Origin of the sequence: Micromonospora sp. NPDC049049, from assembly GCF_040649115.1 — a bacterium.
Taxonomy (GTDB): Bacteria; Actinomycetota; Actinomycetes; order Mycobacteriales; family Micromonosporaceae; genus Micromonospora.
The window spans coordinates 229,515-255,717 of sequence record NZ_JBEZEX010000003.1 but is presented as its reverse complement, the minus strand read 5'-3'; the positions used below and the strand labels follow the sequence as shown (position 1 = coordinate 255,717).

At 70.6% G+C, this 26,203-nt stretch carries 31 protein-coding genes; 18 read left to right on the top strand and 13 right to left on the bottom strand.

The features are described from left to right. Positions 1–78: 78 nt before the first annotated feature. A complete protein-coding gene (locus tag AB0B68_RS05315) occupies positions 79–1,416 on the bottom strand; it encodes a pitrilysin family protein (protein WP_357206499.1) in 1,338 nt (445 codons plus the stop codon). Then, positions 1,413–2,702: a pitrilysin family protein gene (locus AB0B68_RS05310; protein ID WP_357206497.1), complete on the bottom strand. Its 1,290-nt coding sequence runs from the start codon at positions 2,700–2,702 to the stop codon at positions 1,413–1,415. Before AB0B68_RS05310 ends, AB0B68_RS05315 begins: the two co-directional genes overlap by 4 nt. Positions 2,703–2,804: 102 nt before the next feature. Here AB0B68_RS05310 and AB0B68_RS05305 point away from each other — a divergent pair, with 102 nt between their 5' ends. Beyond that, positions 2,805–3,554 (top strand): phosphodiesterase, encoded by a 750-nt coding sequence (locus AB0B68_RS05305; protein WP_357257942.1) that lies wholly within the window; start codon positions 2,805–2,807, stop codon positions 3,552–3,554. Here AB0B68_RS05305 and AB0B68_RS05300 read toward each other — a convergent pair. Beyond that, complete coding sequence (locus AB0B68_RS05300) at positions 3,521–3,739, bottom strand: hypothetical protein (RefSeq protein ID WP_355008950.1); 219 nt, start codon at positions 3,737–3,739, stop codon at positions 3,521–3,523. The genes AB0B68_RS05305 and AB0B68_RS05300 overlap by 34 nt on opposite strands. 272 nt (positions 3,740–4,011) lie before the next feature. Between AB0B68_RS05300 and AB0B68_RS05295 the strand changes: the two genes are divergently transcribed. The 3 genes from AB0B68_RS05295 (at position 4,012) to AB0B68_RS05285 (ending at position 5,946) form a co-directional block, all read left to right on the top strand. Next, positions 4,012–5,106, top strand: a complete 1,095-nt coding sequence (locus AB0B68_RS05295; protein WP_357206493.1) for a 3-deoxy-7-phosphoheptulonate synthase — start codon at positions 4,012–4,014, stop codon at positions 5,104–5,106. 388 nt (positions 5,107–5,494) lie between these two features. Then, positions 5,495–5,728, top strand: a complete 234-nt coding sequence (locus AB0B68_RS05290; RefSeq protein ID WP_355009012.1) for a hypothetical protein — start codon at positions 5,495–5,497, stop codon at positions 5,726–5,728. 23 nt (positions 5,729–5,751) lie between these two features. Then, entirely contained in the window at positions 5,752–5,946 is a 195-nt protein-coding gene (locus tag AB0B68_RS05285) for a hypothetical protein (RefSeq protein ID WP_091405645.1), read from the top strand. A 52-nt stretch (positions 5,947–5,998) separates the two neighbouring features. Here AB0B68_RS05285 and AB0B68_RS05280 read toward each other — a convergent pair whose 3' ends face one another. Genes AB0B68_RS05280 through AB0B68_RS05270 form a run of 3 tightly spaced genes read right to left on the bottom strand, consistent with a single transcriptional unit; the run spans position 5,999 to position 7,265 of the window. Continuing rightward, positions 5,999–6,535, bottom strand: coding sequence for a DUF1360 domain-containing protein (locus AB0B68_RS05280; protein WP_355008951.1), 537 nt, complete (start codon positions 6,533–6,535; stop codon positions 5,999–6,001). A gap of 53 nt (positions 6,536–6,588) precedes the next feature. Beyond that, positions 6,589–6,927, bottom strand: a complete 339-nt coding sequence (locus tag AB0B68_RS05275; protein ID WP_238678168.1) for an SRPBCC family protein — start codon at positions 6,925–6,927, stop codon at positions 6,589–6,591. Beyond that, the gene (locus tag AB0B68_RS05270) at positions 6,927–7,265 is read right to left on the bottom strand and encodes a DUF6158 family protein (RefSeq protein WP_357206489.1); all 339 of its coding nucleotides are present in this window, start codon (positions 7,263–7,265) and stop codon (positions 6,927–6,929) included. Before AB0B68_RS05270 ends, AB0B68_RS05275 begins: the two co-directional genes overlap by 1 nt. 134 nt (positions 7,266–7,399) lie before the next feature. Between AB0B68_RS05270 and AB0B68_RS05265 the strand changes: the two genes are divergently transcribed. Further along, positions 7,400–7,822 (top strand): hypothetical protein, encoded by a 423-nt coding sequence (locus AB0B68_RS05265; RefSeq protein WP_357206487.1) that lies wholly within the window; start codon positions 7,400–7,402, stop codon positions 7,820–7,822. Between the two features lie 25 nt (positions 7,823–7,847). Next, complete coding sequence (locus AB0B68_RS05260) at positions 7,848–8,180, top strand: DUF3817 domain-containing protein (RefSeq protein WP_357206485.1); 333 nt, start codon at positions 7,848–7,850, stop codon at positions 8,178–8,180. A 54-nt stretch (positions 8,181–8,234) separates the two neighbouring features. Here the strand turns inward: AB0B68_RS05260 and AB0B68_RS05255 are convergent, their stop codons facing one another. Next, the gene (locus tag AB0B68_RS05255) at positions 8,235–8,756 is read right to left on the bottom strand and encodes a DUF6232 family protein (protein ID WP_357206483.1); all 522 of its coding nucleotides are present in this window, start codon (positions 8,754–8,756) and stop codon (positions 8,235–8,237) included. A 501-nt stretch (positions 8,757–9,257) separates the two neighbouring features. Here AB0B68_RS05255 and AB0B68_RS05250 point away from each other — a divergent pair. Next, a complete protein-coding gene (locus AB0B68_RS05250) occupies positions 9,258–10,235 on the top strand; it encodes an NlpC/P60 family protein (protein ID WP_357257939.1) in 978 nt (325 codons plus the stop codon). A gap of 72 nt (positions 10,236–10,307) precedes the next feature. On the opposite strand, the gene AB0B68_RS05245 is transcribed toward AB0B68_RS05250, so the two are convergent. The 4 genes from AB0B68_RS05245 to AB0B68_RS05230 all read right to left on the bottom strand — a co-directional run bounded on the left by AB0B68_RS05245 (position 10,308) and on the right by AB0B68_RS05230 (position 14,626). Then, positions 10,308–11,297, bottom strand: coding sequence for a sigma-70 family RNA polymerase sigma factor (locus AB0B68_RS05245; protein WP_355008957.1), 990 nt, complete (start codon positions 11,295–11,297; stop codon positions 10,308–10,310). Positions 11,298–11,681: 384 nt separating this feature from the next. Then, complete coding sequence (gene murQ / locus AB0B68_RS05240) at positions 11,682–12,623, bottom strand: N-acetylmuramic acid 6-phosphate etherase (RefSeq protein ID WP_355008958.1); 942 nt, start codon at positions 12,621–12,623, stop codon at positions 11,682–11,684. After that, a complete protein-coding gene (locus tag AB0B68_RS05235; RefSeq protein WP_355008959.1) occupies positions 12,620–13,534 on the bottom strand; it encodes a MurR/RpiR family transcriptional regulator in 915 nt (304 codons plus the stop codon). Before AB0B68_RS05235 ends, murQ begins: the two co-directional genes overlap by 4 nt. Before the next feature lie 75 nt (positions 13,535–13,609). Further along, positions 13,610–14,626 (bottom strand): NAD-dependent epimerase/dehydratase family protein, encoded by a 1,017-nt coding sequence (locus AB0B68_RS05230; protein ID WP_357257937.1) that lies wholly within the window; start codon positions 14,624–14,626, stop codon positions 13,610–13,612. 157 nt (positions 14,627–14,783) lie between these two features. Here AB0B68_RS05230 and AB0B68_RS05225 point away from each other — a divergent pair, with 157 nt between their 5' ends. Beyond that, complete coding sequence (locus AB0B68_RS05225) at positions 14,784–15,476, top strand: SDR family NAD(P)-dependent oxidoreductase (protein ID WP_357207548.1); 693 nt, start codon at positions 14,784–14,786, stop codon at positions 15,474–15,476. Here AB0B68_RS05225 and AB0B68_RS05220 read toward each other — a convergent pair. Then, positions 15,461–16,129, bottom strand: coding sequence for a thymidylate kinase (locus tag AB0B68_RS05220; RefSeq protein ID WP_357258046.1), 669 nt, complete (start codon positions 16,127–16,129; stop codon positions 15,461–15,463). The two genes, AB0B68_RS05225 and AB0B68_RS05220, sit on opposite strands and share 16 nt — an antisense overlap. Positions 16,130–16,134: 5 nt before the next feature. On the opposite strand from AB0B68_RS05220, the gene AB0B68_RS05215 reads away from it, so the two are divergent. The 5 genes from AB0B68_RS05215 to AB0B68_RS05195 all read left to right on the top strand — a co-directional run bounded on the left by AB0B68_RS05215 (position 16,135) and on the right by AB0B68_RS05195 (position 18,781). After that, positions 16,135–16,896 carry a nucleotidyltransferase gene (locus tag AB0B68_RS05215; protein WP_357257935.1) on the top strand — a complete coding sequence of 254 codons (762 nt, stop codon included), beginning with the start codon at positions 16,135–16,137 and terminating at the stop codon, positions 16,894–16,896. Beyond that, entirely contained in the window at positions 16,893–17,168 is a 276-nt protein-coding gene (locus AB0B68_RS05210; RefSeq protein WP_355008963.1) for a hypothetical protein, read from the top strand. The genes AB0B68_RS05215 and AB0B68_RS05210 overlap by 4 nt, the downstream gene beginning before the upstream one ends. 10 nt (positions 17,169–17,178) lie before the next feature. Beyond that, positions 17,179–17,955 carry a metallophosphoesterase gene (locus AB0B68_RS05205; RefSeq protein ID WP_112621865.1) on the top strand — a complete coding sequence of 259 codons (777 nt, stop codon included), beginning with the start codon at positions 17,179–17,181 and terminating at the stop codon, positions 17,953–17,955. Further along, positions 17,946–18,089, top strand: a complete 144-nt coding sequence (locus AB0B68_RS05200) for a GPGG-motif small membrane protein (protein ID WP_007464364.1) — start codon at positions 17,946–17,948, stop codon at positions 18,087–18,089. Before AB0B68_RS05205 ends, AB0B68_RS05200 begins: the two co-directional genes overlap by 10 nt. A 197-nt stretch (positions 18,090–18,286) precedes the next feature. Further along, a complete protein-coding gene (locus tag AB0B68_RS05195) occupies positions 18,287–18,781 on the top strand; it encodes a TspO/MBR family protein (RefSeq protein ID WP_357257933.1) in 495 nt (164 codons plus the stop codon). A 51-nt stretch (positions 18,782–18,832) separates the two neighbouring features. Here the strand turns inward: AB0B68_RS05195 and AB0B68_RS05190 are convergent, their stop codons facing one another. Further along, on the bottom strand, positions 18,833–19,606 hold the full coding sequence (locus tag AB0B68_RS05190) for a peptidoglycan DD-metalloendopeptidase family protein (protein WP_357208074.1): 774 nt from the start codon (positions 19,604–19,606) through the stop codon (positions 18,833–18,835). Positions 19,607–19,857: 251 nt separating this feature from the next. On the opposite strand from AB0B68_RS05190, the gene AB0B68_RS05185 reads away from it, so the two are divergent. From AB0B68_RS05185 to AB0B68_RS05165, 5 genes are all read left to right on the top strand, one after another. Next, positions 19,858–21,204 carry an ABC transporter substrate-binding protein gene (locus AB0B68_RS05185; RefSeq protein ID WP_357208072.1) on the top strand — a complete coding sequence of 449 codons (1,347 nt, stop codon included), beginning with the start codon at positions 19,858–19,860 and terminating at the stop codon, positions 21,202–21,204. 71 nt (positions 21,205–21,275) lie between these two features. Next, positions 21,276–22,322 (top strand): sugar ABC transporter permease, encoded by a 1,047-nt coding sequence (locus AB0B68_RS05180; protein WP_355008967.1) that lies wholly within the window; start codon positions 21,276–21,278, stop codon positions 22,320–22,322. Between the two features lies 1 nt (position 22,323). Next, complete coding sequence (locus AB0B68_RS05175; protein WP_357208069.1) at positions 22,324–23,292, top strand: carbohydrate ABC transporter permease; 969 nt, start codon at positions 22,324–22,326, stop codon at positions 23,290–23,292. 69 nt (positions 23,293–23,361) lie between these two features. Beyond that, on the top strand, positions 23,362–24,408 hold the full coding sequence (locus tag AB0B68_RS05170; RefSeq protein WP_357257931.1) for a LacI family DNA-binding transcriptional regulator: 1,047 nt from the start codon (positions 23,362–23,364) through the stop codon (positions 24,406–24,408). A gap of 30 nt (positions 24,409–24,438) precedes the next feature. Next, positions 24,439–26,112, top strand: coding sequence for a glycoside hydrolase family 13 protein (locus AB0B68_RS05165; RefSeq protein WP_357258044.1), 1,674 nt, complete (start codon positions 24,439–24,441; stop codon positions 26,110–26,112). Positions 26,113–26,203: the final 91 nt, after the last annotated feature.

Here is a 26,203-nt window from a genome sequence, read left to right as displayed (position 1 = left end):
CAGCCGTCGATCAAGAGGTTTGCGTCAGGAGTCGCGCTCCGGGTGACGCAAACCTCTTGATCAACGGCGCTTTCGGGGTTAGGGGAGGAGGTCTCCCAGGGCGGTGGCCTCCAGGTCGTCGCGGATCACCGCGGCGTCGCCCTCGATGACCAGGGTGAGAGCTTCCGGGTGCAGGTGGGTGGCTGCCGCCGCGGAGACCTGGGCCACGTCGGCGGAGAGCAGCGACTCGCGCAACCGCGCGTGGTAGTCGTCCGGCAGGTCGTGCACCACCAGGGTCGTCAGCGCGGAGGCGATCGCCCGAGGGCTCTGCAACTCGACCGAGAGCTGCCCGGCACGCCAGGAGCGGGCCACCTCCAGCTCCTCCTCGGTCACCCCGGTGGCCTGGGTACGGGTGATCTCGCCCACCGCCTCGACCAGGGCCGGCGCGGTGACCGCCGTCTGCACACCGGAGCTGACCGCGAACCGACCGAACCGCCGCGACGCGGCGAAGTCGCCCCGGATGCCGTAGGTGTAGCCGTGCACCTCCCGCAGCAGGTGGTTGAGTCGGGAGGTGAACGCCCCGCCGAGCACGGTGCCGGCGAGCGTCATCGGCACGTAGTCGGGGTGCGCCCGGTGCGGTGACGGGTGACCCAGCCGCAGCGTGGACTGCACCGAGCCGGGCCGGTCCACCAGGATGATCCGGCGACCGCTGTGCAGCGGCACCTCGATGGGACCGCCGCGCTCGGCGGGACCACCACCGGTGCCGGCGAACGCCGCGGCGGCCAGCGCGTCCAGGTCGATCCGGTCCAGGTCACCGGCGACGATCAGGGTGCCGGGGCGCAGGAACCACTCCGAGTGGAAGACCGTGACGTCCTCCACGTCCAACCCGGCGACCGACTCCGGGTCGCCGTGCATCGGCCGTCCCCAGCGGTTCTGGGCGCCGAACAGGTCGGCCCGCAGCGCGGCGTCGGCGCGCGGGCCGGGGTTGGCCCAGTCCATCCGGAGCGCTGTCGCCTCGTCGTCACGGACCCGGCGTACGTCGGCGGGGTCGAGCTTCGGCGTCCGGACCGCCTCGGCGAGCAGTTCCACGGCGGCGCTCAGCCGGTCCACCGGGATCACCACGCTGGCCTGGAACGAGTCCCAGTCCAGACCGGTCGACAGAGCGGTGCCGAGTCCTTCGACGGCGAGCGCGTATGCGGCGGCGTCCCGCTGCGCGGTGCCCTCCTCCAACGCCTTGGCCAGCACGCCGGACAGACCCTCCTTGCCGACCGGCTCCTGGCCCGCGCCCACGTCGAGCAGCAGCAGGGCCACGGCGAGGTTCTGCCCCGGCAGGTGCGCGGCGACGACCTGACCACCGGCCGCGGCGCGGCGGACCACCGGCGGGAACCGGTACGGGCGGGCGGCGCCCGGGCCGGGACGGTCGGCGATCAGCGTCATGAGGTCTCCTCGGGCAGGTAGGTCAGGGTCACCCGGTCGGTGGCGAGCACGTCGGCGGCGGCCTCGGCGATCTGCTCGGCGGTGACAGCGAGCAGGGCCGGCAACTGCTCGGCGATGCGGGCCGGGTCACCGAACTGCGTGGTGTACCGGCCGAGCAGGTCCGCGCGGCCGTCGACGGTGGACAGCTGACGCCACCACCCGGTGCTGAGCAACGCCTTGGCGCGATCCAGCTCGGCGGCGGTGACCGGCACCGTGGCCAACTCGTCGACGACCTCGGCCAGCCCTTCGGCGAGCCGCTCGGCGCTCACTCCGGGGCGGGCGGTGGCCGTGGCGATCAGCGGTGCCGGGGCGTGGGCGAGGTCCACCCCGTACGCCCCGACCAGGTCCGGTTGCGCGATCCGCTCGCCGTCGGCGAGGCGCTGGTAGAGCCGGCTGCCCCGGCCGCTGCCCAGGATGGTGGCGAGCACGGTGATCACGTTGTATCCGGGGGTGCCGAACGGGTAGCTGCGGTGGGCGATGTAGACCCGTGGCGCCGGCACGTCGGCGCTCACCGACTCGACGGCCGTCTGCCCGGTGGCGGGGACGGTGCGGCCGTCCGGTGCCGGCGGGATGTCGTCGCGGGCGGGCAGCGCGCCGAAGTACTTGTCGGCGAGCGCGAACACGTCGGAAGCGGTGGCGTCGCCGACCACTGTGAGCACCGCGTTGTTCGGCGCGTAGTAGGTCTGGTGGAACGCCTGAAAGGTGGCCAGGTCGGCGGCGTTCAGGTCGGCCATGGAGCCGATCGTCGCGTGGTGGTACGGGTGCCCCGGCGGGTAGAGCAGCGGCAGCAATCGCAGCCAGGCGTCGCCGTACGGCACGTTCTCGTAGCGCTGCCGGCGCTCGTTCTTCACCACGTCCCGCTGGTTGTCCAGCGTCTCCTGAGTGAGGGCGGGGACCAGGCCGCCCATCCGGTCGGCCTCCAACCAGAGCGCCAGCTCCAGGTGCTCGGCCGGGACCGTCTCGAAGTAGTTGGTCCGGTCCGGGTTGGTGGTGGCGTTGAGCGAGCCGCCGGAGCCCTGAATCAGCTTCATGTGCTCGGTCTTCGCCACGTTCACCGAGCCCTCGAACATCAGGTGCTCGAAGAGGTGGGCGAAACCGGTCTGCCCGGCCGGCTCATGTCGGGAGCCGACGTCGTACCAGAGGTTGACGGCCACTGCGGGCGCGGTGCGGTCCTCACTCACCACCACGCGCAGGCCGTTGTCCAGTCGGGACGTCTGAATGGGCCAGGGGTAACCGCTGTCGGGCATGCCCCGACGCTATCCGATCTCGGAGGCGGAAAGGTGACGTGCCGTCGGTCGGCGAGCCGACCCGGGCGGCTTCGGAGCCGCCGCGCGGGGTACCGGAGAGCAATGACCGTCACCCAGCCTCCGTTCCGGCCCGCCGGCCGGGCCGCCACCGCCGTCGAACGCGCCAGCACCGCACTCGGCCGGCTGCGCCGCGGCCGGTTGCTGCATCCGGCCGGTCGCTCGTTCGTCGGAGAGACGGTGATCTGGGGTACGCCCGGACCGCCCACCGGGGTCGCGCTGCTGGACCAGCCCGGCCAGTACCGGACCACCATCCGGCTTTCCAAGGGAACGCCCACGCCCGGCAGTTGGCCCGACGTCCTGGGCCTGGCGCTGCGCCTGCACAGCGACGGCGGCCGGCCGTTCGATCTGCTGGTCAGCTCCAGCGGCGCGGCCCCGGTGCTGCGGAACCTGCCGCTGCCGCGACGCCGCTTCACCGGCACGTACAGCACGATCACGTTCTACCGCGCGGGCCGGCGCCGCCTCTGGCTGGCCGCGCTGGCCGACCCCGACTCGGCCGACCTCGGTCGCAGCCTGGCCGCGGCGTCCGCCGCGACCCGGACGGACACCCCGCGCCTGGTGCTCGCGGTCGCGTCGGCGGTGGGGCCGTGGCGACTGGTCGGGCAGGTCAGCCTCGGCGCCCAGCTCAGCGCCGAGGAGGACAGTGCGCTCGCGTTCGACCCGGTGCGCAACCTGCCACCCGAGCTGCGGGTGGCAGGTCCGCTGGCCTGGCTGCGTGACCAGACCTACCGGGGGTCGCGCCGGGCACGCGGGGCGACCGCTCAGTCCGGCGGTTCGACCGCCACCACTGTCTGATCCGAGGTACGACGCTCCAGCACCGTGTCCGGAGCGGCGTTCTGGTCAGCGGTGCGGATGTCCGACTCGGCGAGGATGGCCTCCGCCTGCGCCTCCGGGTCGTCGCTGCCCACCGCCTCCTCCTCGGGCAGGAGGTGGTGCGCACGGGACTCCACCCGGTCCTGATCGCTCTGCTCGTGTGTCATGGCACCCCTGTTACCCCGACCGCGTCCCCGGCACGCGATCTTCACCCCGCATCTTGGGACGACAGCACGGGGGAACGCGTCCGGTCGGGTACGCTGGCCCGGTGACGCGTTCCTATCGATGGTTTAGGCAGCCGGCTCGCACGCCGGTGACTTCACCATGAACTGATGTCACCACGGACCGAGCCGGCTGGGCAGGAGCTGTCGTTCCTGCCCTTTTGCGTACGAGCAGCCGGCTCGTCCCGGGCACCGGCCCCGGCACGGTCGGCGAAAGGATGCCCACCGTGACGACCCCGGAGACCGATCGGGTCAGCGATCAGCGGATCGACCGTGTCGTGCCGCTGACCACGCCCGCCCTGCTGCACCACGAGTTGCCCCTGGACGCCCCGCTCGCAGCGGCCGTGTTGACCGGCCGCCGCGCGGTCGGTCGCGTGCTGGACCGCGAGGACGACCGCCTGCTGGTTGTGGTCGGTCCCTGCTCGGTGCACGACCCGGCCGCCGCCCTGGACTACGCGCAGCGTCTGCGGACGGCAGCCGACCGGCTCGCCGACGACCTGCTGATCGTCATGCGGGTCTACTTCGAGAAGCCGCGCTCCACCGTCGGCTGGAAGGGCCTGATCAACGATCCCGGCCTGGACGGCAGCGGGGACGTCAACACCGGTCTGCGGCTGGCCCGGGCGCTGCTGCTCGACGTGCTCCGCCTCGGCCTTCCGGTGGGTTGCGAGTTCCTGGACCCGATCACCCCGCAGTACATCGCGGACACGGTGGGCTGGGGCGCGATCGGTGCGCGCACGGTGGAGAGCCAGGTGCACCGCCAGCTCGCCTCCGGCCTGTCCATGCCGATCGGCATGAAGAACCGCCCGGACGGCAGCATCGGCACGGCCGTGGACGCGATCCGCGCCGCCGGGGTGCCACACGTCTTCCCCGGCATCGACTTCTCCGGCACCCCGGCGATCATGCACACCCGGGGCAACACCGACGGGCACCTCGTGTTACGCGGTGGGGGCGGCCGACCCAACTACGACGCCGAGTCGGTCGCCGGGGCACTCGACCTGCTCCGCGCCGCCGACCTGCCGGAGCGGCTGGTGATCGACGCGAGTCACGCCAACAGCGGCAAGGACCACCGTAACCAGCCGCTGGTGGCCGCGGACGTGGCCGCCCAACTGGCCGCAGGTCAGCGCGGGATCACCGGCGTGATGCTGGAGTCGTTCCTGCTGCCCGGCCGGCAGGAGCTCGACCCGACCCGGACGCTGGAGTACGGGCGGTCGGTCACCGACGCCTGCCTGGGTTGGGACGACACCGCCGAGGTGCTCGACCACCTCGCCTCGGCTGTGCGGGCCCGTCGGGCCACCCTGCCCACGACGGTGTGACCGCCGACACCACGACCGGCGGAACACGAACGGGGGTCGGCTCGTTGACTGGGGTGTCGGTGTGTCCAGTGTCCCCGGGCCTCACCTAAATAGCCTTCGCGGAATACCGTCCGGCTGGAGCCGCGTAGTGCCACTCGCCGAGAGGCGACCTGCACACCGACACCAGCGCCGCCCCCGGCCCACAAGGCCGGGGGCGGCGCTGTCGCTCTGCCCGCCCCCGCCCCCGCGCTGCTTTGTGTCTCCCTTTGCTCTGCACCCCTCCGCGCACCACTCACGAAGCGTGACCGTCGCATCGGCGGGTGCAGAGCAAAGGAAGGGTTGCGGGGCCGTCGGCCCAAGAGCGCAGGCCAGCGACGGGGTGACGTTTGACCGATTCCGCCCCGGGTAGCTGATCGACGTGACCGACGACTCACCACTGGCCGACGAGCCGGACACCCGGGCACTCGACGACCTGCTCGACGGCATCTTCCGAGGCCAGGAGCGGGTTGAGCAGGCGGAGATCTACCGTCAGGCGGTGGCCGCAGAACTCCCGCCGGAGCTGCTCGCCCGCATCGACGCGCTCCCCGAGGGTGAGTACGCGGTGGACGAGGCCAGTGACCTGCTGGGCGGCTCGGTCGGCTGAGCGACCGCGGAAGGGACACCGACATGACGCACCACGAGGACCACGACGAGAAGGTGCCGGCGCTGGGTCAGCCCCCGAAGGGCAGGGACACCACGCCCGAGCCGGACTTCGCCAACGAGCACGACCGCACGGCGGTGGATCGGGACATCATCACCGGGGCGGACGAGGACGAACGGGAACCGGAGTCGCCGCACGGTTGGTCCGGCATGCAGCGCTGAAGGCGTACGAAAAAAGGGGGGCCGGCGCAGGCCGGCCCCCCTTTTTTGGCTTTCAGTCGTCGTGCCCGCCCTCGGCGGCCTGCTGCGCCGTCGCGTACGCCATCTGGAGGAAGTCGGACGCGGCGACCGCCGTCAGCGCGGTCGCCACCAGGCGGGTGAGCCGGGGCGCGAGCACCAGGCCACCGGTCAGCCCGGTGGCCACCCAGACCGCCAGGCAGAACGGGCAGCTCAGCAGCTCGCCGATGGCATGCCGGGTGGGGCTGCCCGAGTCGCGGACCTGCTCCATCACCTCGCCGCTGCCGATCGGGCGGTCGTAGCGGGTGAACGGCGCCCGCAACGGGCTGGTCACCGCGTCCTTGGACAGCAACCGGCTCAGCTTGTGCGTGGCGATGGAGAGCAGCACCACGTCGGACGGCGCGGGACGCTCCGGCACCGGCCGGCCCGTCGCCTTGACCAGGCCGGCGAGAGCCCCGGTCACCCCGGCGTAGGCGCCCATCGCCACCAGGTAGCCGCCGAGCGGCCGGTGCTCGTGCGGCGCGTACGCCCGGCGCAGCCGGGCCGCCTTCTGCCGCAGGCCAGTGTCGCTCACCCGATCTCCTCATGTGTCGTGGTGGTGCGGGAACGGCGTCGCGCGTGGCCGACTCAGCCGGCCTGGAGGTTGTCGGCGACCTCGCGTGCCAGGTTGGTGAGCGCCTCGTCGGCAAGCTGGTCCGGACCGGGCCCGCCGGACCCGTCGGCCAGGTCCAGCTGGATCCGCGCGCCACCGGAATCGGCCGGCTCCACCCGGATCTCGGCGGACCAGTCGTCGGCGTCGCCGTCGCCCCAGCGGGCGCGCAGCTCCTCGCCGCTGATCTCCGCGGCGGGGCTGCCGTCGCCGCGCAGCGGCTCCGGCAGCCAGGCCGAGGCACGGTCGGGGTCGGTGGCTGTGCTGAAGACCACCTCGGGTGGCGCGGACATGCCGCGCACAGCGCGCGCCGGCATCACGCGTCCCGCAGGCGGCTGGGATCGACCTCGCGACCCGGGTGTCGGGCCAGGTACTCGGTCTCCAACTCCGCCGTGCGCCGGAGGTGGTTCGCGAGTGCGGAGTCGGCAGCGTGCCGCAGGGTGTCCAGGCGGGTTCGGTGCAGGCTGTGCATCTCACGGATCAGGTCCTCGTCGGAAAGCTCCGTCGGGTCGATGCCGAGCAGGTCGTCGTCGAGGCCGGGTGCGCCGGCCGGGTCGGCGAGCTGATCGCCGCCCCACTCGGGCACCCGCTGCTCCGGGCTCGTATCCGCGCTACCGCTGGACGCAAAGCCGTCCTCACGTACCGATCCGGTCATGATCGCCCCCCTTGATCTCGTTTGGGCTGGCGTCTAAACGATTGCCCAGGCGCGGTGACGCCAAACCAAGGCGACGAGTCGACGACTACGACACGGTGTCGGAGACCGATGGCGTCCCCGGTACCCTCAATGTCATGAGGCGGCTCTGGACCCCGGCGTGGATCGCACGCCACGTGGCCATGGTCGTGCTGGTCGTGGGCTTCCTGGGGCTGGGCTGGTGGCAGATCAGCCGGGCCACCGCCGGCAACAGCCTGAGCTGGGGGTACGCGGTCGAGTGGCCGATCTTCGCCGGCTTCGTGGTCTACGTCTGGTGGCGTGAGGTGAAGATGGCCCGCCGCAGGGCGACGGAGGCCGACGCGCCGCCAGCGGATCCGGCCGTCGAGCCGGCGCCGGCGGTCACCACCGGGTCCCGACCGGGGGTACGCCGCCCGGTGCGGGTGTCCCGGGTGCCCGCCACCGGGGACGTCGTCGAGGACAACGACCTGGCCGCCTACAACCACTACCTGTCATGGTTGAACGCCAATCCGGGCGCCCGGCCCGGCGACTATCCCGGCTGAGCCGGGTTCGGAAGGACGGACGAAGGTGGGCGCTGCCCTTACCCGGTACCGCGTGATCGCCTGGATCGTGGGCGTGGTGCTGATCCTGCTGGTCGTGGTCGGCATGCCGCTGAAGTACGCGTTCGACAATCCGGTCGTCGTGGAGACGATCGGGCCGGCGCACGGCTTCCTTTACATGATCTACCTGGTGGCCGCGTTCGATCTGAGCCGCCGAGCCGACTGGCCGCTGAAGCGGATGCTGCTGGTGATGCTGGCCGGCACGGTGCCGTTCGTCTCGTTCTACGCCGAGCGCCGGGTCAGCGCCTGGGTGGCAGCGCCGCAGGCCGAGCGGACTCCGGAGCCCGTCCTCCCGCGATGACGGTCAGCGGGCGTGAAGATTGCTTGCGCCGACCTTCACGCCGGTCGCGCCGCATCAGCGGTTGGGCCGCCACGGATCCGCTTCGGCGATCGGGTCGACCCAACTGCCGTAGCGGTTGACCTCCCGGGCCCGGAGCAGCGACCGGGTGACCTGGCCGAACTGTCGTTCGTCGTCGGCGCTGAACAGCAGCACCTCCGAGCCTTGGTACCACCCCCACAGTTCGTGTGGCGGTGGGCGCCAGCGATCGCCGACCAGGGCGAGAGCGGCCGGGAGCAGGAACACGGCGCCGAGGATCAGGTACGCCCCGGCGGTGAGGCGGTGCAGACCGCCGGTGAAGCCGAGAAGCACCCCCACACCGCCGAGCATGCTGGCGGTGATGACCACGGCCCGGACGGCGATCCGGTCGTGCGGACCCCGGGTGGTACGCAGATGGGTCAGGTCGGCGACCCGGTAACTGTTCCGACCGATGGTGAACCGGTCGATGGTCACGATGATGCCGGGCCGCGCGTACAGCAGGGTCGACCGGGCGCCCGGCACCGTTCGCGGCGGTCGCGTCTTTGCGCCTTCACGATTCACGGTTCCTCCCGAAGGGGACGGTTGGCCGAGTGGGCCCGCTGGCGACAGTCATCGCTGCCTGCCGACGGGATTCCCGGCTCCGGACTTCATTGTGTTGCGGCGCCGCCAGTCGACCTGGGCATTTACCGGGTCACGACAGCTCACCCCGACTGGGTGAGATCGCCGAGAAACCGCATCCATTTCAGCTTTTATCGGTTATGGCCACCAGGAATCCGGCGGCATAAGCCCGGAACGACGAAAGTCATAAATCTGTCAGTACGCCGCGAAAAGGGCGATGTTCCCTCGTTCGCAGGTGTCATCAGCCACGATGGCGCCACCCAGCCCACCGGCCCGACCCGCAACTCTCCCAACTTTCGCCCCTGCTTCAACTGCGAGTCACATCCGTCTCGGGTTAGGTTGGGCAAGCCGGTCCGGCCCAGTGCCGTCCGCCCGGGTGGCCCCGGCCGGTGTCGTCGAGGGCGTCAGCAGCCCCGGCGGCCGTGGGAGAGGGGCCTTCCGCTCTTGTCATCCCTGAGAAATCTGCTGCGCACCGTGGCGCTGGTCGGCATGTCGGCCGCGCTGATCGCCCCGACGGCGGTGGCCCAGGCCGAGCCGTCCCCCGCCGACCTGACCCGCCGGATCGAGACGTCCTCGGCCGAGTTGGAGCGGGTCGTCGAGTCGTACAACAAGTTGCGTGAGGAGATCAAGACAAACGAGGCCGCCGTGGCCCGATTACAGACCCGCATTGGCCCGCTCGAACAGCAGGTCGAGCAGAGCCGGGCCGACGTGGCCGAAATCGCCTCCACGGCGTACAAGAGTGGCGGCCTGCGCACCGCGGACGCCCTGCTGCGCGCGGGCGGCTCGGCTGCGCTGCTGGACCGGCTCGGCACGATCGAGCAGTTGACCCGCCAGCGGCAGGAGCGCATCTCCGGCTTTACCACCGACCAGCGGCGGCTGCTCGACGAGAAGGCCCGCCTGGGCACGACCTTGACCCGGCAGGCCGCACAGGCCCGTCAGCTCGCCGCGGCCAAGAAGCAGATCGAACAGGACCTGGCCAAGCTGTACGAGCTGCGCCGGCAGGCGTACGGGGCCGCCACTGAGCGACCCGCGCCCAAGGCAGCGACGACCGAGGCCAGGAACGTGCCCGCCGTGTCCGGTGCTGCCGGAACAGCCGTGCGGTACGCGTTCGGGGCGATCGGCAAGCCGTACAAGTGGGCGGGCGAAGGGCCGGACGGCTACGACTGTTCCGGGCTGACCCTGGCGTCCTGGCGGGCGGCCGGCAAGTCGCTGCCGCACAGCGCCCGGATGCAGTGGAGCGCTGTCGCCCACATCGGGCGGGGCGAGCTACGCCCCGGCGACCTCATCTTCTACAGCGGGCTCGGGCACGTCGCCCTCTACGTCGGCGACGGTCAGGTGATCGACGCGCCCAGCGCCGGTCGCAACGTGCTCAAGCGTGGCATGAACATGATGTCCATCCACGGTTACGGCCGGGTCCGCTAACCACTGTCAATGACGGCGAACGGCCGGCGTCCCCCTATCGGACGCCGGCCGTTCGCCGTCATTACTACCAGGTCAGGCCGCCTGCAGCCCCTCCGCCCGGGCCAGCTCACGGAGCCGGCCGAGGGCCTGGATCTCCAGTTGCCGGATCCGCTCGCGGGACAGCGAGAACCGTGACGCGACCTCGGTGAGCGAGTGCTCCCGACCGTCCTCCAGCCCGTAGCGGGCCCGCATGATGCCGGCCGACCGGTCGTCGAGGTGGTTGAGCAGCCCCTCGATGCGCTGCCGCTCCAGACCGCTGAGGACGATGTCCTCCGGCGACGGCGCGTCACTGTCGGCGACCAGGTCGCCGAGGCTGGTGTCGCCGTCGTCGCCGACCGGGGTGTCCAGCGAAACGGTGTCCTGCGACCAGCGGCGCAACTCGTTCACCCGCTCGACGGTGACGCCGAGGGATGCCGCGATCTGCTCCGGCTCCGGGTCGCTGCCCAACTCACGGGTCAGCTGCCGCGCCACGTTGCGCATCCGGTTGACGTCCTCCACCAGGTGCACCGGCAGACGCACGGTGCGCTCCTGCTGGGCGATCGCCCGGCTGATCGCCTGGCGGATCCACCAGGTGGCGTAGGTGGAGAACTTGTAGCCGCGCTCGTAGTCGAACTTCTCGACCGCCCGGACGAGGCCGGTGTTGCCCTCCTGGATCAGGTCCAGCATGGGCATGCCCGAGCGCACGTAGCGCCGGGCGATCGACACGACCAGTCGGAGGTTGGCGCGGATGAAGAGGTCCTTCGCCCGCTCGCCCTCGACGACCAGCCACTCCAGGTCGGCCCGGTCGACACCGGCGCGGACGGTCTCCTCGCCGAGCAGGTGCTCAGCGTAGAGGCCGGCCTCGATCGCCTTGGAGAGCTCTACCTCCCGGGCGGCGTCCAGCAGTGGCGTCCGGGAGATCTCGTGCAGGTAGACGCCCACCAGGTCGCGTTCCTCGGCGACCTGATCGGTTCGCATGCCGATGTTCTTGTCCACGTTGCCCACGGTCCCCTCGCTCGCGCCGGTTGCCCGGTTCCTTGCCATTCCCCACACCTGTCAGCCCCTGGTAACTTCTGCTGTGCCCATCGGTGCTGACACCTACACAACAGATGAGACGTGTCGGGGATTCCTCGTCGTGAGTCGAAAGTGTCACGAATGCCTGAGTAGTAGCTGAGAGCACGATCCATGTTTGCTGTCAGCACCCCATCGGGTGGCTCGCCACTGGGCACCACGTACGGGTTTACCGCACCATGGCAACACCACCCGCCGTGGGGACACAGCGACCCGGGTCACCACCAGGATGCGATCCTGGTCACTGCCAGATACGCACCGGTGAGCCGGTCGGTTCATTCACGGGGGTGTTATTACCCTCCGGCCAGATGAACAATCCGAGGGCCCGTTCGCTTCCCGGGGGACGGGACGGGGGCGCTATGAGGCGAGCAGGGCGAGGGCGCCGCGCACCTGGTCGGCCGAGCGGGCCAGCGCGGCCCGGGCAGCGTCGATCTCGGCACCCGAGACGAGGGCGACGAGCGCCGTCTTCAGGTCCCCGTCGGCCTCGGTGAGGGCCTGCTGGGAAAGCTCCTCGGAGCAACCGGTGGCCTCGACCAGAATCGAGATCATTCGTCCGCGAAGTTTCGCGTTGGTGGCCACCATATCGATCATGAGGTTCGAGTAGACCCGGCCCAGACGCACCATGACGGCGGTCGAGAACGTGTTGAGCACCAGTTTCTGCGCTGTGCCCGCCTTCATCCGGGTCGACCCGGTGACCACCTCGGGTCCGGTGTCCACCCCGATGAACACGTCGACCGACCGGGCGGCCTCCGCCTCCGGATTGGCGCAGAGCAGCACCGTCGAGGCGCCCTTGGCGCGGGCTGCGGACAGCGCCCCGAGGACGTACGGGGTGCGTCCGCTGGCCGCCAGTCCGACCACCAGGTCCCCGGCCCGTACACAACTGGCCGATTCGACCGCGCCGCCCCGGTCGTCGTCCTCGGCGTCCTCGACGGCCCGCCACATGGCGTCCGGGCCTCCCGCGAGGTGTGCGCAGAACCAGTGTCGGGGCGAGTTGAAGGTGGGGGCCAGTTCGGCCGCGTCGAGCACGCCCAGACGGCCCGAGGTGCCGGCCCCGAAGTAGTGCACCCGGTGACCGCCGCGTAGCGCCGCGACAGCCAGGTCGACGGTGGTGGCGATCTCGTCGAGCACCGCGGCGACCGCTGCGGGCACCCGTCGGTCCGCCTCGTTGATCACGGTGAGCACGTCCCGCGTCGACATCAGGTCGAGGTCGACGCTGAGCGGGTTACGTCGTTCGGTGGGGGCACCCACCCGGACCGTGGGGCGAGCGGGCCGTGCGGGCATCTCCGCACCGGCCGTCATGCCCGCCTCCGGTTGGCACCCACCCGGTGCGACTGGACCGCCTCGGCGGTCGCCTCCAGGGCCTTGCGGGCCCGGGCGCGGTTGCGGGCGGCCACCCCGACGAAGAGGCAGTCGACCACTGTGAGCTGGGCCAGCCGGCTGGCCGTCGCGCCGGAGCGGTAGGTGGTCTCCCGGGCCGCCGTGGTCAACACGAAGTCCGCCACGTCGGTGATCGGCGAGCGCGGGAAGTTGGTCAGCGCCACTGTCACGGCACCGCGGGTACGGGCCTGCTCCAGCACCTCGATCACGTCGGAGGTGGTGCCGGTGTGCGAGATGCCGATCGCCACGTCTCCCCGGCCCAGGAGGGCGGCCGAGGTCAGCGCGGTGTGCACGTCCGGGAAGTAGAAGGCGATCCGGCCGATGCGGTGCAGCTTCTGCTGGAAGTCCGAGGCGACGAACCCGCTGGCGCCGGCGCCGTAGATGTCGATCCGAGCGGCACCGCTGATCGCCTCGACCACCTGCTCGCAGACGGCGGGGTCGAGTTGCTCGGCGGTCTCCTCGACGGCGCGGGCGTCGTTGAACGCGATGGTGGCGATGATCTGGGCGAGGTCGGCACCGGGCGGGATGTCGCCGCCGACGACGCGGGCGTCCGGTGGTTCGATCCGGCGGGCGGCCTCGGCAGCGAGGCGGATGCGCAGTTGGGGGTAACCGTCCATGCCCACCGAACGGCAGAACCGGATGACCGTCGCCTCGGAAGTCTCGGCTGCGGTGGCGAGGTCGGTGATTGTCCGCCGGGCGGCGGCCGCCGGGTCGGAGACGACCAGCCGGGCGACCCGCTGCTCGGCGGGCGACAGCGATGGCAACAGCCCGCTGATGTGGACGATCAGCCCACCGGGCTCGTGACTCGCAGAAATCTTCGGACTCTTCGCCACGGATGAAACTTACTTTCACCAAGCGTGAGCGTCAACTATGACTGTCCGACATGGGGGAAACTTCGATCGCCGGGATCACCGGTCCCGCACAGCCTGCCACTTCCCCAGGATCGCCGCCTCATCCGCCGGGTCGAGTCCACCCTGCCGGACGGCCGCCGGGTGTGCGGCCATCCACGACGCCGTCGCCCGAACGGTATCGGCCAGCGGACGGACGGTCAGACCGGCGTCCAGGGCCGGCCGGACGTCCCGGTCCATCAGGCCGGCGGTCTCCGGCAGTCGCACCCAGAGCGGCAACGCCCGCTCCCCCGACCACTCGCGTACGTCGTGGGACAGCAGGAACTCCTGGTCGACCCAGGTGAGGACCGGATCGGGGACGCCCAGCCCGGCGGCCACTCCGGCCAACAGGTCGGCCCGGGACATCGCCGGACCGGAGCCGTCGTACGTGCCGCCGAGGCCGGTGCCGGCGGCGTGCAGCAACCAACGCGCCAGATCGGCGACGTCCACGAACTGCACCCGATCGGTCGGGCGCCCGGGGGCCAGCACCTCGCCACCGGCCGACAGCCGCCGCACCCAGTACGGGAAACGGTCGCTCGGATCCTCCGCGCCGACGATCAGCCCCGCCCGGCAGATGAACGAACGGTCCACGCCCACCCGCTCCCGGACCAGCTCCTCGATGCTCACCTTGCACTCGCCGTACCAGCGGTGGTCCGGGCCGATGGGACCGTCCACGTCCGGCGGGGCGGGCGGCAGGATCGGCGCGTCCGCAGCGGTCTGGCCCGGGGTGGTGTAGTCCGCGTACACCGAGATCGTCGACACGAACGACCAGTGGCCGACATGGTCGGCGAGCGCGGCGAGCGCGTGCCGGGCGTGGCTGATCTGGCGGGTCACGTCGACCACGGCGTCGAAGCCCGCGGCGGCGAGCGGGACGAGCGACTCGGGATCATCCCGGTCGGCCGCCACGAACCGCGCCCCGGCCGGCACCGCGCCGGACACGCCCCGGGCGGCGCAGGTCACATCGTGACCCTGTTCGACGGCAAGCTGCGCCGTGGCCCGACCGAGGAACCTGGTGCCACCGAGAATGAGGATCCGCATCCGCCGATCCTGCGCCCCCGAGGTCCGGACATCCCAGCCAATCTGCCGACGGCAGACCGCGATCATGAAGTTGTTGCCCCTCGGATCGGCGTGTCACGGCAACAACTTCATGATCGGCGGAGGGGCTCGAAGGGGGCGGGGCACTAGCGTGGGGCTCATGGGAGAGCGCAGCGTGTTGGTGACCGGGGGTTCCGGCGGGCTCGGCGGGGCGGTCGTCACCGCGTTCGTCGAGGCGGGCTGGCGGGTGGTCGTACCGGAGCGGAAAGCCCGGCCCGGGTCGGAGCCGGCGATGGCCGGACTGGTCCGCGTTGTCGCGGACCTGGGCGAGCCGGCGGGCGCGGCGCAGGCGGTCGAGGCCGCGACCGGCGACCCGGCGGCGCCGCTGCGCGCGGTGGTCAACCTCGTCGGTGGGTACGCCAGCGGCGGGTTGGTGCACGAGACCCCGGTCGAGGAGTTCGAGCGGATGCTCACCGTCAACCTGCGGCCGACCTATCTGGTCACCCAGGCCGCGCTCCCGCACCTGGTGGAGTCCGGCGGCGGCGCGGTGGTCTGCGTCTCGGCCCGCGCGGCGGTCACCCCGTTCCGCGGCGCGGCCGGCTACTCGACGGCCAAGGCGGCGGTGCTGGCCTTCGCCAACGCGGTAGCGGTGGAGTACCGCTCGCAGAACGTCCGTTGCAACACGGTGCTGCCCAGCGTCATCGACACCCCGGCGAACCGGGCGGCCCAGCCCGACGCCGACCATTCCCGCTGGGTCACCCCGGCAGAGATCGCGCCGGTGATCCGGTTCCTCGCGTCGGCGGACTCCGCCCCGACCAGTGGTGCCACAGTGCCGGTCTACGGGCGGGCCTGAGCCACCACCGGGCCGAGGTCCTCTCCGCCCGGGGCGGACGGCGGTAGCCAGGTCTCCAGATGCGCCTGGATCTGCTCGGTCACCTCCTCGGCCGGGCGGCCCGCGTCCACCAGCACGAAGGTGGGGTACTCGGGCAGTGCCCGGTAGGCGGTGTCGGCAGCGGTCAACCATCCCATCGTCTCGTGGTCGGTGCCGCGTTCCTCGATACGCCGGTACGCCTCCGCCGGGTCGACGGCGAGCAGGAAGGTCACCTGCGGGGTCGGGAACAGCCGGTAGCCGGCCCGGGCGAGCCGCTCCCAGCGCTGCCCGCCGTGCGCCCGGATGCTCGCGTACTGGCAGGCCGAGTAGCGGTCCATGACCGCCGTCCGGCCGGTGAGCAGACAGCTGATCAGGGCGATGGCGATGGCCAGCCAGCGCAGTACCGACTCCACTGCCAGCACACCGTCGCGACCGACGAGCCGCTGTGCGTCCGGCCGACCGAGGCGTTGGGCGATCCGGCCGAGCCAGCGGCGGCCACTGGCGTTGCGGCGGTAGGTGGCGGGGCGCCCGGCGGCGGTCAGCGCGTCGGCCAGCCGGTGTGCCTGCGTGGTCTTACCCGAACCGTCGATCCCGATCAGGGCGACAGTGCGCAATCGGGCCTTGCGTCGTCGCATCCCCGATGATCTGGCCACCCTCCACAGGTTATCCGACCCACGCACATGGTCCGCGAGGTTTGTGGTGCTTCATCCCTGTTCACGCCCGACCGAGACACCAGCAGGTGTGGACGAACGGAATGCCGGGTACCGGAGTTCGAAATCCAACCGCCGGTCCACCAACACGACGACGGAGGAACCAGATGGCTGAGCGCGGAGACGAGAGTCTGGTGCACACCCTCAAGAAGGTCGCCGCCGTGCTCAAGCAGTCCGAGATTCCGTTCGCCCTGGGCGGCAGCTTCGCGGTCTACGCCCACGGGGGGCACTCCAGCGATCACGACGTCGACTTCCTGATCCGGGAGGCCGACGTGGAAGAGGCACTGGAGGCCCTGGTGGCCGCCGGTTTCGTCGCGGAGCGTCCGCCGGAGGACTGGCTGGTGAAGGTCTTCGACGACGGCCGGATGGTGGACCTGATCCACCGGCCGATCGAGACTCCGGTCACCGAGGAGACGTTCGCCGACACCGTCGTCCGACCGGTGGACGCGATTCGCATGCCGGTGCTGTCCGCGACCCAGCTGATGGTGCACAAACTGCTCAGCTTCTCCCAGCACTACTGCGACTTCGCCCGCGGTCTGCCGCTGGCCCGCTCACTGCGGGAGCAGATCGACTGGGAACGGGTACGCAAGGAGACGCAGCACTCGCCGTACGCCGAGGCGTTCCTGGTGCTGCTGGACCGGCTGGAGGTGGTGTCGGCCGCCGGCACCCAGCCAGGAGAGGGGACATCGTGACCCACCATCGCGACATCGACACCGGGCCACCTGACGAGTACGTCGAGGCGGAGATCCAACGGCTGCTCGTCGAGGACCCCGCCGTCGCCGAACAGGGGATCACAGTGGTTCGACGGGAACGCGCCCTCGTGCTCTACGGCGAGGTGGAGAGTCCGCACCGACGGGACGAGATCCTGCGTCGGGTGTCCGAGCGCTTCCCGGACGTGCCTGTCACCAGCGACATCGGGGTGATCCGCGCCCAAGCGCCCACGGAGATCGAGCAACTGCCCTGAGGGAGGTTCCATGGTGATCCGGATTGCCGCTGTGGGCGACGTGCATCTGGACGAGGACGTGGTCGGCCGGTTCCGACCGGCGCTGGAGGAACTGCCGGAGTGCGCCGACGTGCTGCTGTTGGCCGGGGACCTGACCCGGCACGGCACCGAGGCCGAGGCGCGCTGCGTGGCGGAGGAGTTCGGCGGCTTGGCCGTACCGGTGGTGACAGTGCTCGGCAACCACGACCACCAGTGTGACCAGGTGCCACAGGTGGTCAAGGTGCTGGAGGACGCGGGCATCACGGTGCTGGAGGGCAACGGCGTCGTGCTGGACTGCGCGGGTGGCCGGCTCGGCATCGCCGGCGTCAAGGGCTTCGGCGGCGGGTTCGCCGGGCGGTGCGCCAGCGACTTCGGCGAGCCGGAGATGAAGGCCTTCGTACGGACCACCACCGAGAGCGCCGACCGTCTCGGTGCGGCGCTGCGCTCGCTGGACTGCGACATGCTGGTCGCGCTCACCCACTACTCGCCGGTGCCGGACACGCTCGCCGGCGAGCCGTTGGAGATCTACCCCTTCCTGGGGTCGTACCAGCTGGGGCAGGCGATCGACTCGGCGCCCACGGCGCTGGCCGTGCACGGGCACGCGCACGCCGGCACCGAGCGCGGCACGACCCCCGGCGGGGTACGCGTCCGCAACGTCGCGCACCCGGTGATCAAGCAGGCGTACAGCGTCTTTCATGTCGGCGATCAACTCGACACCGACCAGGTTTCCCCGATCGGCCAGTCGGGTAGTCAGAGGTCATGGAGCTGATTCTCTGGATTCTCGCAGTCGTACTCGTGGTCGCCGGCATCCTCGCGCTGTTCCGCCGGCAGATCCTGTGGGGCATCGTCCTCATCGTTGTCGGGCTGTTGGTCGGCCCGGGTGGTGTCAGCATCTTCAATTAGCGCTCGTACCTCTAACACCGGGACCCGTCGGGGTCGCCGCGACCGGAGCTTCGTCCTCCCGACAGAAGCACCGGCCGCGGCGATCCCGGCGCTTTTTTGTGGCTGCCGGCCCGGTGAACCGCCCTTCCGCTCGGCGGTTTGAGCCGACCCCGAGGGCTCGGCGGTTTCAGCCGAAGCCGAGGGGAAATATCTCGACCATGGAGATGTCTCAGGAGGCGCCAGCGAGCTCCGGACGGCGGGCGTGGTGGGCCCTCGCCGGTTTCGCGGCGGCGGTGTTCGTCGCGGCCGCGATCGGCGGCCTGGGCGTGCAGGGCACCACTGCGGAGTACGCGAACCTGCGGCAGCCCGGCTGGGCCCCGCCCTCGTGGCTCTTCGGCCCGGTCTGGTCACTGCTCTACGCGCTGATCGCGGTGGCCGGCTGGCTGGTGTGGCGCCGGGTCGGCTTCTCCCCCGCCCTCTGGGCGTGGACCACCCAACTGGTGCTCAACGCGATCTGGACCCCGCTGTTCTTCGGCGCCGGGCAGTACGGTCTCGCGTTCGCCGAGATCGTGCTGATGTGGCTGGCGATCGGCCTGACCGTGGTGCTGTTCGCCCGGGTGTCCCGGGTGGCGACGGCGCTGCTGCTGCCGTACTGGGCCTGGGTCACCTTCGCCGCCGCGTTGAACCTGGCGATCTGGCAGCTCAACAACTGACCGCACGGTCCCCGGCGGCGACGCCCGCCGGGGACCGTGACAGTCACCGGGTCAGCAGCGGGGCACGCCCGGGATGTAGCCGTCGGAGCCGGTGTACACGTACGCGTCGGCGATGTAGCGGCCGGAGCCGATCCGGTCCCAGATCGAGCTGGTGCCGTACGTGCCGGTGACCGTGGTGCCACTGGTCTGGCAGGCGATCGTCACCCGGGTGCCGTCGGCGACGGTGCCCACCGAGGCGTACCCAGTGCCGGGGCCGGAGCGGACGGTCAGTGGCGTGCCGCTGGTGTCGACGGTGCCGTTACCGCCGCCCGAGGAACACCCGTTGCCACTGGTGTAGCTCTTGGTGCCCCAGTACAGCGCGAGGCTGCCGTTGAAGCGGACCTGGATGTCGGCGCCGTTGAGGCGCTGCTCGTAGTGCAGGTGGGGGCCTGTCGATCCGCCGGTGCTGCCGACCCAGCCGATCACCTTGCCGTACCCGACCGTCTGCCCGACGGAGACGTTGAAGCCGCTGAGGTGGGCGTAGTACGTGCTGTAACCGCCCCCGTGGTTGATTCGGACGTACTTGCCGTAGCTGGTGCCGCCGAGGTCGGTCACCCGGTCGACGGTGCCGGGGGCGCTCGCCACCACCGGGTCGCCCTGGTCGTCGGTGCGGTTGAAGTCGACGGCATAGGCCGGGCTGTGGTCCGACCGGGTCTGCCCGGACCAGGACTGCCCGCACGGGAACGGCACCCTGAAGGTCGGCGCGGCCAGGGCCGGGGTCGCCGGCACCAGCGCTCCCCCGACGAGGAGACCCGTCACCAACAGGCTGATCCACCGCTTTCGCATACAGCTCCTCCTATGTCGAAAACCTTCGATCCGGTGGGGTCAGCCTGACAGATATCGTCAATCTTCGAAAGAGTCCTCAGCCTGTCCCGGAAACGCGCCCAACCAGGCAGCCCGCAGGTTTCCGGATTGTTACTCGCTCGTGTCTGACAGGGGGTGGACCGGGCCGGATGCAAGCGCTTACATGTGTGCACGCCCAATCGGACCGGCGACGGGTCACCAGCACGACCGCGCCGGCTAGGAAGGAGGACGGCATGGCGGTCTTTACCAGACCACGCCAGGCCTTCGTGATCGCCGGTGTAGTCGGGCTGGCGCTCAGCGCCACCGCCTGCGGTACCGGCGACGACAAGAAGAGCAGCAAAGCGGGTTCCGCGGAGTGCGCCGCATACGACAAGTACGAGGGCCACGACGGCAAGAAGGTCTCCATCTACGCGTCCATCCGTGACGCCGAGGCCGACCTGCTCAGGAACTCCTGGAAGACGTTCGAGGACTGCACCGGCATCGAGATCGACTACGAGGGCAGCGGCGAGTTCGAGGCGCAGCTCCCCGTCCGGGTCGACGGTGGCAACGCCCCCGACATCGCCTTCGTGCCGCAGCCGGGCCTGGTGAAGCGTTTCGCGGACGCCGGCAAGCTGAAGTCCCTCAGCGCCGACACCAAGGCCCTCGCCGAGCAGAACATGCCGGCCGACTGGCTGAAGTACGGCACCGTGAACGGGACGCTCTACGGCGTGCCGCTCGGCGCCAACGTGAAGTCCTTCGTCTGGTACTCGCCGAAGACGTTCAAGGAGAAGGGCTGGGAGGTTCCGACCACCTGGGACCAGCTCATCGCCCTGAGCGACAAGATCGCCGCCAGCGGCATCAAGCCGTGGTGCGCGGGCGTCGAGTCCGGTGACGCGACCGGCTGGCCGGCCACCGACTGGATCGAGGACGTGGTCCTGCGTACGCAGGGTCCCGAGGTCTACGACCAGTGGACCACCCACGCCATCCCGTTCAACGACCCGAAGATCGTCGACGCGGTCGACCGCGCCGGCAGCATCCTCAAGAACGAGAAGTACGTCAACGGCGGCTTCGGCGGGGTCAAGAGCATCACCACCACCGCCTTCCAGGAGGCGGGCCTGCCGGTGACCACCGGCAAGTGCGCGATGCACCGACAGGCGTCGTTCTACGCCAACCAGTTCCCCGAGGGCACCAAGGTGGCCGAGGACGGCGACGCGTTCGCCTTCTACTTCCCGGCCATCGACCCGGCCAAGGGCAAGCCGGTGCTGGGCGCGGGCGAGTTCGTCGTCGGCTACGCCGACCGTCCCGAGGTCCAGGCTGTGCAGACCTACCTCGTCTCGGCGGAGTACGTGAACAGCCGCGCGAAGCTCGGCAACTGGGTCACGGCGAACAACAAGCTGGACATCGCCAACGTCGCCAGCCCGATCGACAAGCTCTCCGTCCAGATCCTCCAGGACAAGACGGGCACCTTCCGCTTCGACGGATCCGACCTGATGCCGGCCGCCGTCGGCGCGGGAACGTTCTGGAAGGGCATGGTCGAGTGGCTGAACGGCAAGGCGACCGCCCCGGTGCTCCAGGGCATCGAGAGCAGCTGGCCTAAGTGATCCCCGGCGGTGGCCCGGTCCGCTGACGCGGGCCGGGCCACCGGCCGAGGTGGACCCGGAAGGGAGGGTTGATGGAGTTCGACTTCGCCGATCAGCAGCCGAAGCTCCTCATGCTGATGTACGGGCTGGTCGCCTTCGTGCTGGTGGTGGGTGGTCTCCTACTGCTGCTCGACGTGGTGCCGGCCTGGTTCGCCCGGCGACGGGAGGCGCAGCTCGTCGCTGCCTCGGTTAGTGGTGCTCCACTTCCCCGTCGACCCAAGCAGCGGGAGGGGATCTTCGCGCTCTTCTTCCTGCTGCCGACGCTGCTGCTGCTCACCATCGGTCTGGTCGTGCCGGCCATCCGCACCGTGCTGCTCTCCCTGATGAACAGGACCAGCACGGAGTGGGTGGGGTTGGACAACTTCGGCTGGATGTTCTCCGACGACGCGATCGTCCGGGTCCTGATCAACACCCTGATCTGGGTGCTCCTGGTCCCGCTGGTAGCGACCGGTTTCGGCCTGATCTACGCCGTACTGGTGGACAAGGCCCGCTTCGAGTCCGTGGCCAAGTCACTGATCTTCCTGCCGATGGCCATCTCCTTCGTCGGCGCCAGCATCATCTGGAAGTTCGTCTACGCCTACCGCGGTGAGGGCGACCAGATCGGTCTGCTCAACCAGATCGTGGTCAGCCTGGGCGGCGAGCCCAAGCAGTGGCTGCTCGAATCGCCGCTGAACACGCTGCTGCTGATCGTCATCATGGTCTGGATCCAGGCCGGCTTCGCCATGGTGGTGCTCTCCGCCGCGATCAAGGCGATCCCCGGCGACATCGTCGAGGCCGCCCGGCTCGACGGGGTCAGCCCGTGGCAGATGTTCTGGCAGATCACCATGCCGAGCATCCGACCGGCGCTGATCGTCGTGATGGTGACCCTCACGATCGCCACGCTCAAGGTCTTCGACATCGTCCGGACCTCGACGAACGGCAACTACGACACCAGCGTGATCGCCAACGAGATGTACAACCAGGCGTTCCGGTACAGCGAGAACGGGCGGGGTTCCGCGCTCGCGGTCTTCCTCTTCCTCCTGGTCATCCCGGTCGTGATCTACCAGATCCGTAACCTCCGTCAACAGCGGGAGGGCTGAGATGACCACCGCAACGCCCACCGTCGCCGCCGGGACCCAAAAGACCGACGGCACCCCGACCACCACGGCCGGCCGGGTCCGCAAGCGGTTGAACAGCCGCACCGCGACGCTCGTCTCGATCGTCATCGCGGTGGTCTGGACCATCCCGACCTTCGGGTTGCTCGTCTCGTCCCTCCGCCCGGAGGACGAGATCAAGACCACCGGCTGGTGGACGGCCTTCACCAACCCGCAGTTCACCTTCGAGAACTACGAGCAGGTCCTGTTCGGGCGCTCGTCGTCCTCCGGGCAGCTCGCCGGTTCCTTCATCAACTCGCTGGCGATCACCATCCCGTCGGTGCTCTTCCCGCTCGCCTTCGCGTGCCTCGCCGCGTACGCGCTGGCGTGGATCAACTTCCGCGGCCGGGACTGGGTCTACATCGCGATCTTCGCGTTGCAGATCGTGCCGTTGCAGATGGCCCTGGTGCCGCTGCTGAGGTTCTTCTCCACCGGGGTCAGCCTCGGCGGCGTCACCCTGATGCCGGCCTGGGACCTGGTCGACGAGCAGAAGTTCGCCCAGGTGTGGTTCGCCCACACCTGCTTCGCGCTTCCGTTCGCCGTCTTCCTGCTGCACAACTTCATCTCGCAACTGCCGGGGGACCTGATGGAGGCGGCCCGGGTCGACGGGGCCACCCACCCGAAGATCTTCCGCACCATCGTGCTGCCGCTGATCACCCCGGCGCTGGCGGCATTCGGCATCTTCCAGTTCCTCTGGGTCTGGAACGACCTGCTGGTCGCGCTGATCTTCGCGGGCGGCGGTGACGAGACCGCTCCGCTGACCGTCCGGCTCGCCGAGATGGCCGGTACCCGGGGCAACGAGTGGCAGCGCCTCACCGCCGGTGCGTTCGTCAGCATCGTCGTACCCCTCATCGTGTTCCTGTCCCTGCAGCGCTTCTTCGTGCGAGGTCTGCTCGCCGGCAGCGTCAAGGGCTGACCCGCGCGCCCGCCGCCGCCTGGCCCCTCGGGCGGCGGCGGGCGCTCCGGGCACCGAGCGGGGGAAACCGTGACGAGGATCGATGATGTGGCCCGGCTGGCCGGAGTCTCCACGGCCACCGTCTCGCGGGCGCTACGCGGACTACCGACGGTCTCGGCCGCCACCCGGCGGCGGGTGCTCGCCGCCGCCGAGCAACTCGACTACGAGGTCTCGCCGAGCGCGTCCCGGCTCGCCGGGGGCCGGACCGGCACGGTAGCGGTGGTGGTCCCCCGGATCACCCGCTGGTTCTTCAGCACCGTCGTCGAGGCGGTCGAGGAGTACCTCCACCAGTCCGGCTACGACCTGCTGCTCTACAACCTGGGCGGCCGGGAGCAGGTCCGCCAGCGGGTCCTGCGGACGGCCAACCTGCACAAACGGGTGGACGCCATGATGCTGGTCGCCACACCGCTGCGTCCGGCCGACCTGACCGCGCTGGCCACGCTGGAACTGCCCGGTGTCACCATCAGCTCGGGCAGCAGAGTGCCCAACTGGCCGTGCGTACGGATCGACGACGTGGCGGCCGCGCGGGTCGCGACCAAGCATCTGATCGACCTCGGCCATCACCGGATCGCCCACATCTCCGGCGACCCGGACGACGAGTTGGCCTTCACCACCCACCTCGACCGACGCCGGGGTTACCAGACGGCACTGCGCTCCGCCGGCCTGCGACCCGATCCCACCCTGGACATCGAGTCCACCTTCACCATCGACGGTGGCAACCGGGCCACCGCCGAGTTGCTGGCCCGCGGCGAGCCACCGACCGCGATCGTCGCCGCCTGCGACGAGATGGCGATGGGCGCGATGACCGCCCTGCGCGACGTCGGGCTGCGGGTGCCGCAGGACGTCAGCGTGGTCGGCATCGACGACCACGACCTGGCCGGTGTGCTCGGGCTCAGCACCGTCGCCCAGCCCGCTGCCGAGCAGGGCCGGCTGGCCGCCCAGATGTTGCTCGACCCGCTCGGGGCCCGGCCTCCGGGGCCCATCGTCAGTCAACGGGGTGCCGGTTGCGACACTCCGGTGGTCCTGCCCACCCGGTTGGTGGTCCGGGACTCGACGGCACCACCCCGGGCACACTGAAGTCCACACACCGCAACACAGGAGACGACCCTGAACACCGACCCGACGCAGCAGACCCCCTCCGGTCCCCCGGCCACCGGCTGGTGGACCGAGGCCGCCATCTACCAGATCTACCCCCGCTCGTTCGCCGACTCGGACGGGGACGGAATCGGTGACCTGCCCGGCATCACCGCCCGCCTCGACCACCTGGTCGAGCTGGGCGTGGACGCGGTGTGGCTCTCCCCCTTCTACCCCTCGCCGCAGGCCGACGCCGGCTACGACGTGGCCGACTACCGCGACATCGACCCGCTCTTCGGCACCCTCGCCGACGCGGACAAGCTGATCGCCGAGGCCCGGGCCCGCAACCTGCGGGTGATCGTCGACCTGGTTCCGAACCACACCTCGTCGGCGCACCGCTGGTTCCAGGCCGCGCTGCCGGCCGCGCCCGGCAGCGCGGAACGGTCGCGGTACGTCTTCCGGGACGGCCGTGGTCCGGCCGGCGACCAGCCGCCGAACGACTGGCAGAGCGTCTTCGGTGGTCCGGCCTGGACCCGGACGGTCGACGCCGACGGACAGCCCGGCCAGTGGTACCTGCACCTGTTCGACACCGGGCAGCCGGACCTCAACTGGGACAACCCGGAGGTGCACGCGGAGTTCCTGGACGTACTGCGCTTCTGGTTGGACCGCGGCGTGGACGGCTTCCGGGTCGACGTCGCGCACGGCCTCATCAAGCAGGCCGACCTGGCCGACTGGCAGGAGCCGCAGGAGATCCTCTCCGGCAACGAGATCGACAAGCCCCGCCCGCCGATGTGGGACCAGGACGGCGTGCACGAGATCTACCGGCAGTGGCGGCAGGTGTTGGACAGCTACCCCGGCGAGCGGGTGCTGGTCGCCGAGGCATGGGTGGAACCGGCCGAGCGGCTGGCCCGCTACGTCCGCCCGGACGAGATGCACCAGGCGTTCAACTTCGAGTACCTGCTCGCCGCGTGGAGCGCACCGGCCCAGTACGCGGTGATCACCCGTTCGTTGGAGGCGACCGACTCGGTCGGCGCACCGACGACCTGGGTGCTGTCCAACCACGACGTGGTGCGGCACGCCTCCCGGCTCGGTCTGCCGATCGGCACCGTACGCCCCAACGGCATCGGCATCGGCGACCCGCAGCCGGACGCCGCACTCGGTCTGCGCCGGGCCCGGGCGGCCACCCTGCTGATGCTGGCGCTGCCCGGCTCGGCGTACCTCTACCAGGGTGAGGAGCTGGGGCTGCCCGAGCACACCACACTGCCCGACGAGGCCCGGCAGGACCCGACCTGGGCACGCAGCGGGCACACCCAACGCGGCCGGGACGGCTGCCGGGTGCCGATCCCGTGGGAGGCCGACGCCCCGTCGTACGGCTTCGGGCCGACCGACGCGAGCTGGTTGCCGCAGCCCGCGCTCTGGGCGGAGTACGCGCTGGACCGCCAGCGCGACGTGCCCGGTTCGACGTACGAGCTGTACCGCACGGCATTGCGGTTGCGCCGTGCCCACGGGCTGGGTCGCGGCACCCTGGAGTGGTTGTCCTCGGGCGACGAGGTGCTGAGCTTCCGCAACGGTGAGCTGACCGTGCTGACCAACTTCGGTGCCGCCCCGGTGCCGGTGCCGGCCAACGCCGAGGTGCTCGCCGCCAGCGCGCCCCTGGACGACGACGGTGCGCTCCCGGCCGACGTCACCGTCTGGCTGCGAGGCTGATCCGCGTGCCGTGAGGGGCCAAGATCCGCGCAAGATCAGGGATGTTGGCCCCTCACGCTCGCCCAAGGCAGCACTTTCCCTGATGTTGCGC

Excerpts from the sequence above, each read along its gene's own strand:
- AB0B68_RS05315 (WP_357206499.1), bottom strand. The coding sequence starts at position 1,416 with ATGACGCTGATCGCCGACCGTCCCGGCCCGGGCGCCGCCCGCCCGTAC.
- AB0B68_RS05310 (WP_357206497.1), bottom strand. The coding sequence starts at position 2,702 with ATGCCCGACAGCGGTTACCCCTGGCCCATTCAGACGTCCCGACTGGAC.
- AB0B68_RS05305 (WP_357257942.1), top strand. The coding sequence starts at position 2,805 with ATGACCGTCACCCAGCCTCCGTTCCGGCCCGCCGGCCGGGCCGCCACC.
- AB0B68_RS05300 (WP_355008950.1), bottom strand. The coding sequence starts at position 3,739 with ATGACACACGAGCAGAGCGATCAGGACCGGGTGGAGTCCCGTGCGCAC.
- AB0B68_RS05295 (WP_357206493.1), top strand. The coding sequence starts at position 4,012 with ATGCCCACCGTGACGACCCCGGAGACCGATCGGGTCAGCGATCAGCGG.
- AB0B68_RS05285 (WP_091405645.1), top strand. The coding sequence starts at position 5,752 with ATGACGCACCACGAGGACCACGACGAGAAGGTGCCGGCGCTGGGTCAG.
- AB0B68_RS05275 (WP_238678168.1), bottom strand. The coding sequence starts at position 6,927 with ATGCCGGCGCGCGCTGTGCGCGGCATGTCCGCGCCACCCGAGGTGGTC.
- AB0B68_RS05270 (WP_357206489.1), bottom strand. The coding sequence starts at position 7,265 with ATGACCGGATCGGTACGTGAGGACGGCTTTGCGTCCAGCGGTAGCGCG.
- AB0B68_RS05265 (WP_357206487.1), top strand. The coding sequence starts at position 7,400 with ATGAGGCGGCTCTGGACCCCGGCGTGGATCGCACGCCACGTGGCCATG.
- AB0B68_RS05245 (WP_355008957.1), bottom strand. The coding sequence starts at position 11,297 with ATGGCAAGGAACCGGGCAACCGGCGCGAGCGAGGGGACCGTGGGCAAC.
- murQ (WP_355008958.1), bottom strand. The coding sequence starts at position 12,623 with ATGACGGCCGGTGCGGAGATGCCCGCACGGCCCGCTCGCCCCACGGTC.
- AB0B68_RS05230 (WP_357257937.1), bottom strand. The coding sequence starts at position 14,626 with ATGCGGATCCTCATTCTCGGTGGCACCAGGTTCCTCGGTCGGGCCACG.
- AB0B68_RS05225 (WP_357207548.1), top strand. The coding sequence starts at position 14,784 with ATGGGAGAGCGCAGCGTGTTGGTGACCGGGGGTTCCGGCGGGCTCGGC.
- AB0B68_RS05220 (WP_357258046.1), bottom strand. The coding sequence starts at position 16,129 with ATGCGACGACGCAAGGCCCGATTGCGCACTGTCGCCCTGATCGGGATC.
- AB0B68_RS05215 (WP_357257935.1), top strand. The coding sequence starts at position 16,135 with ATGATCTGGCCACCCTCCACAGGTTATCCGACCCACGCACATGGTCCG.
- AB0B68_RS05205 (WP_112621865.1), top strand. The coding sequence starts at position 17,179 with ATGGTGATCCGGATTGCCGCTGTGGGCGACGTGCATCTGGACGAGGAC.
- AB0B68_RS05200 (WP_007464364.1), top strand. The coding sequence starts at position 17,946 with ATGGAGCTGATTCTCTGGATTCTCGCAGTCGTACTCGTGGTCGCCGGC.
- AB0B68_RS05195 (WP_357257933.1), top strand. The coding sequence starts at position 18,287 with ATGGAGATGTCTCAGGAGGCGCCAGCGAGCTCCGGACGGCGGGCGTGG.
- AB0B68_RS05190 (WP_357208074.1), bottom strand. The coding sequence starts at position 19,606 with ATGCGAAAGCGGTGGATCAGCCTGTTGGTGACGGGTCTCCTCGTCGGG.
- AB0B68_RS05185 (WP_357208072.1), top strand. The coding sequence starts at position 19,858 with ATGGCGGTCTTTACCAGACCACGCCAGGCCTTCGTGATCGCCGGTGTA.
- AB0B68_RS05180 (WP_355008967.1), top strand. The coding sequence starts at position 21,276 with ATGGAGTTCGACTTCGCCGATCAGCAGCCGAAGCTCCTCATGCTGATG.
- AB0B68_RS05175 (WP_357208069.1), top strand. The coding sequence starts at position 22,324 with ATGACCACCGCAACGCCCACCGTCGCCGCCGGGACCCAAAAGACCGAC.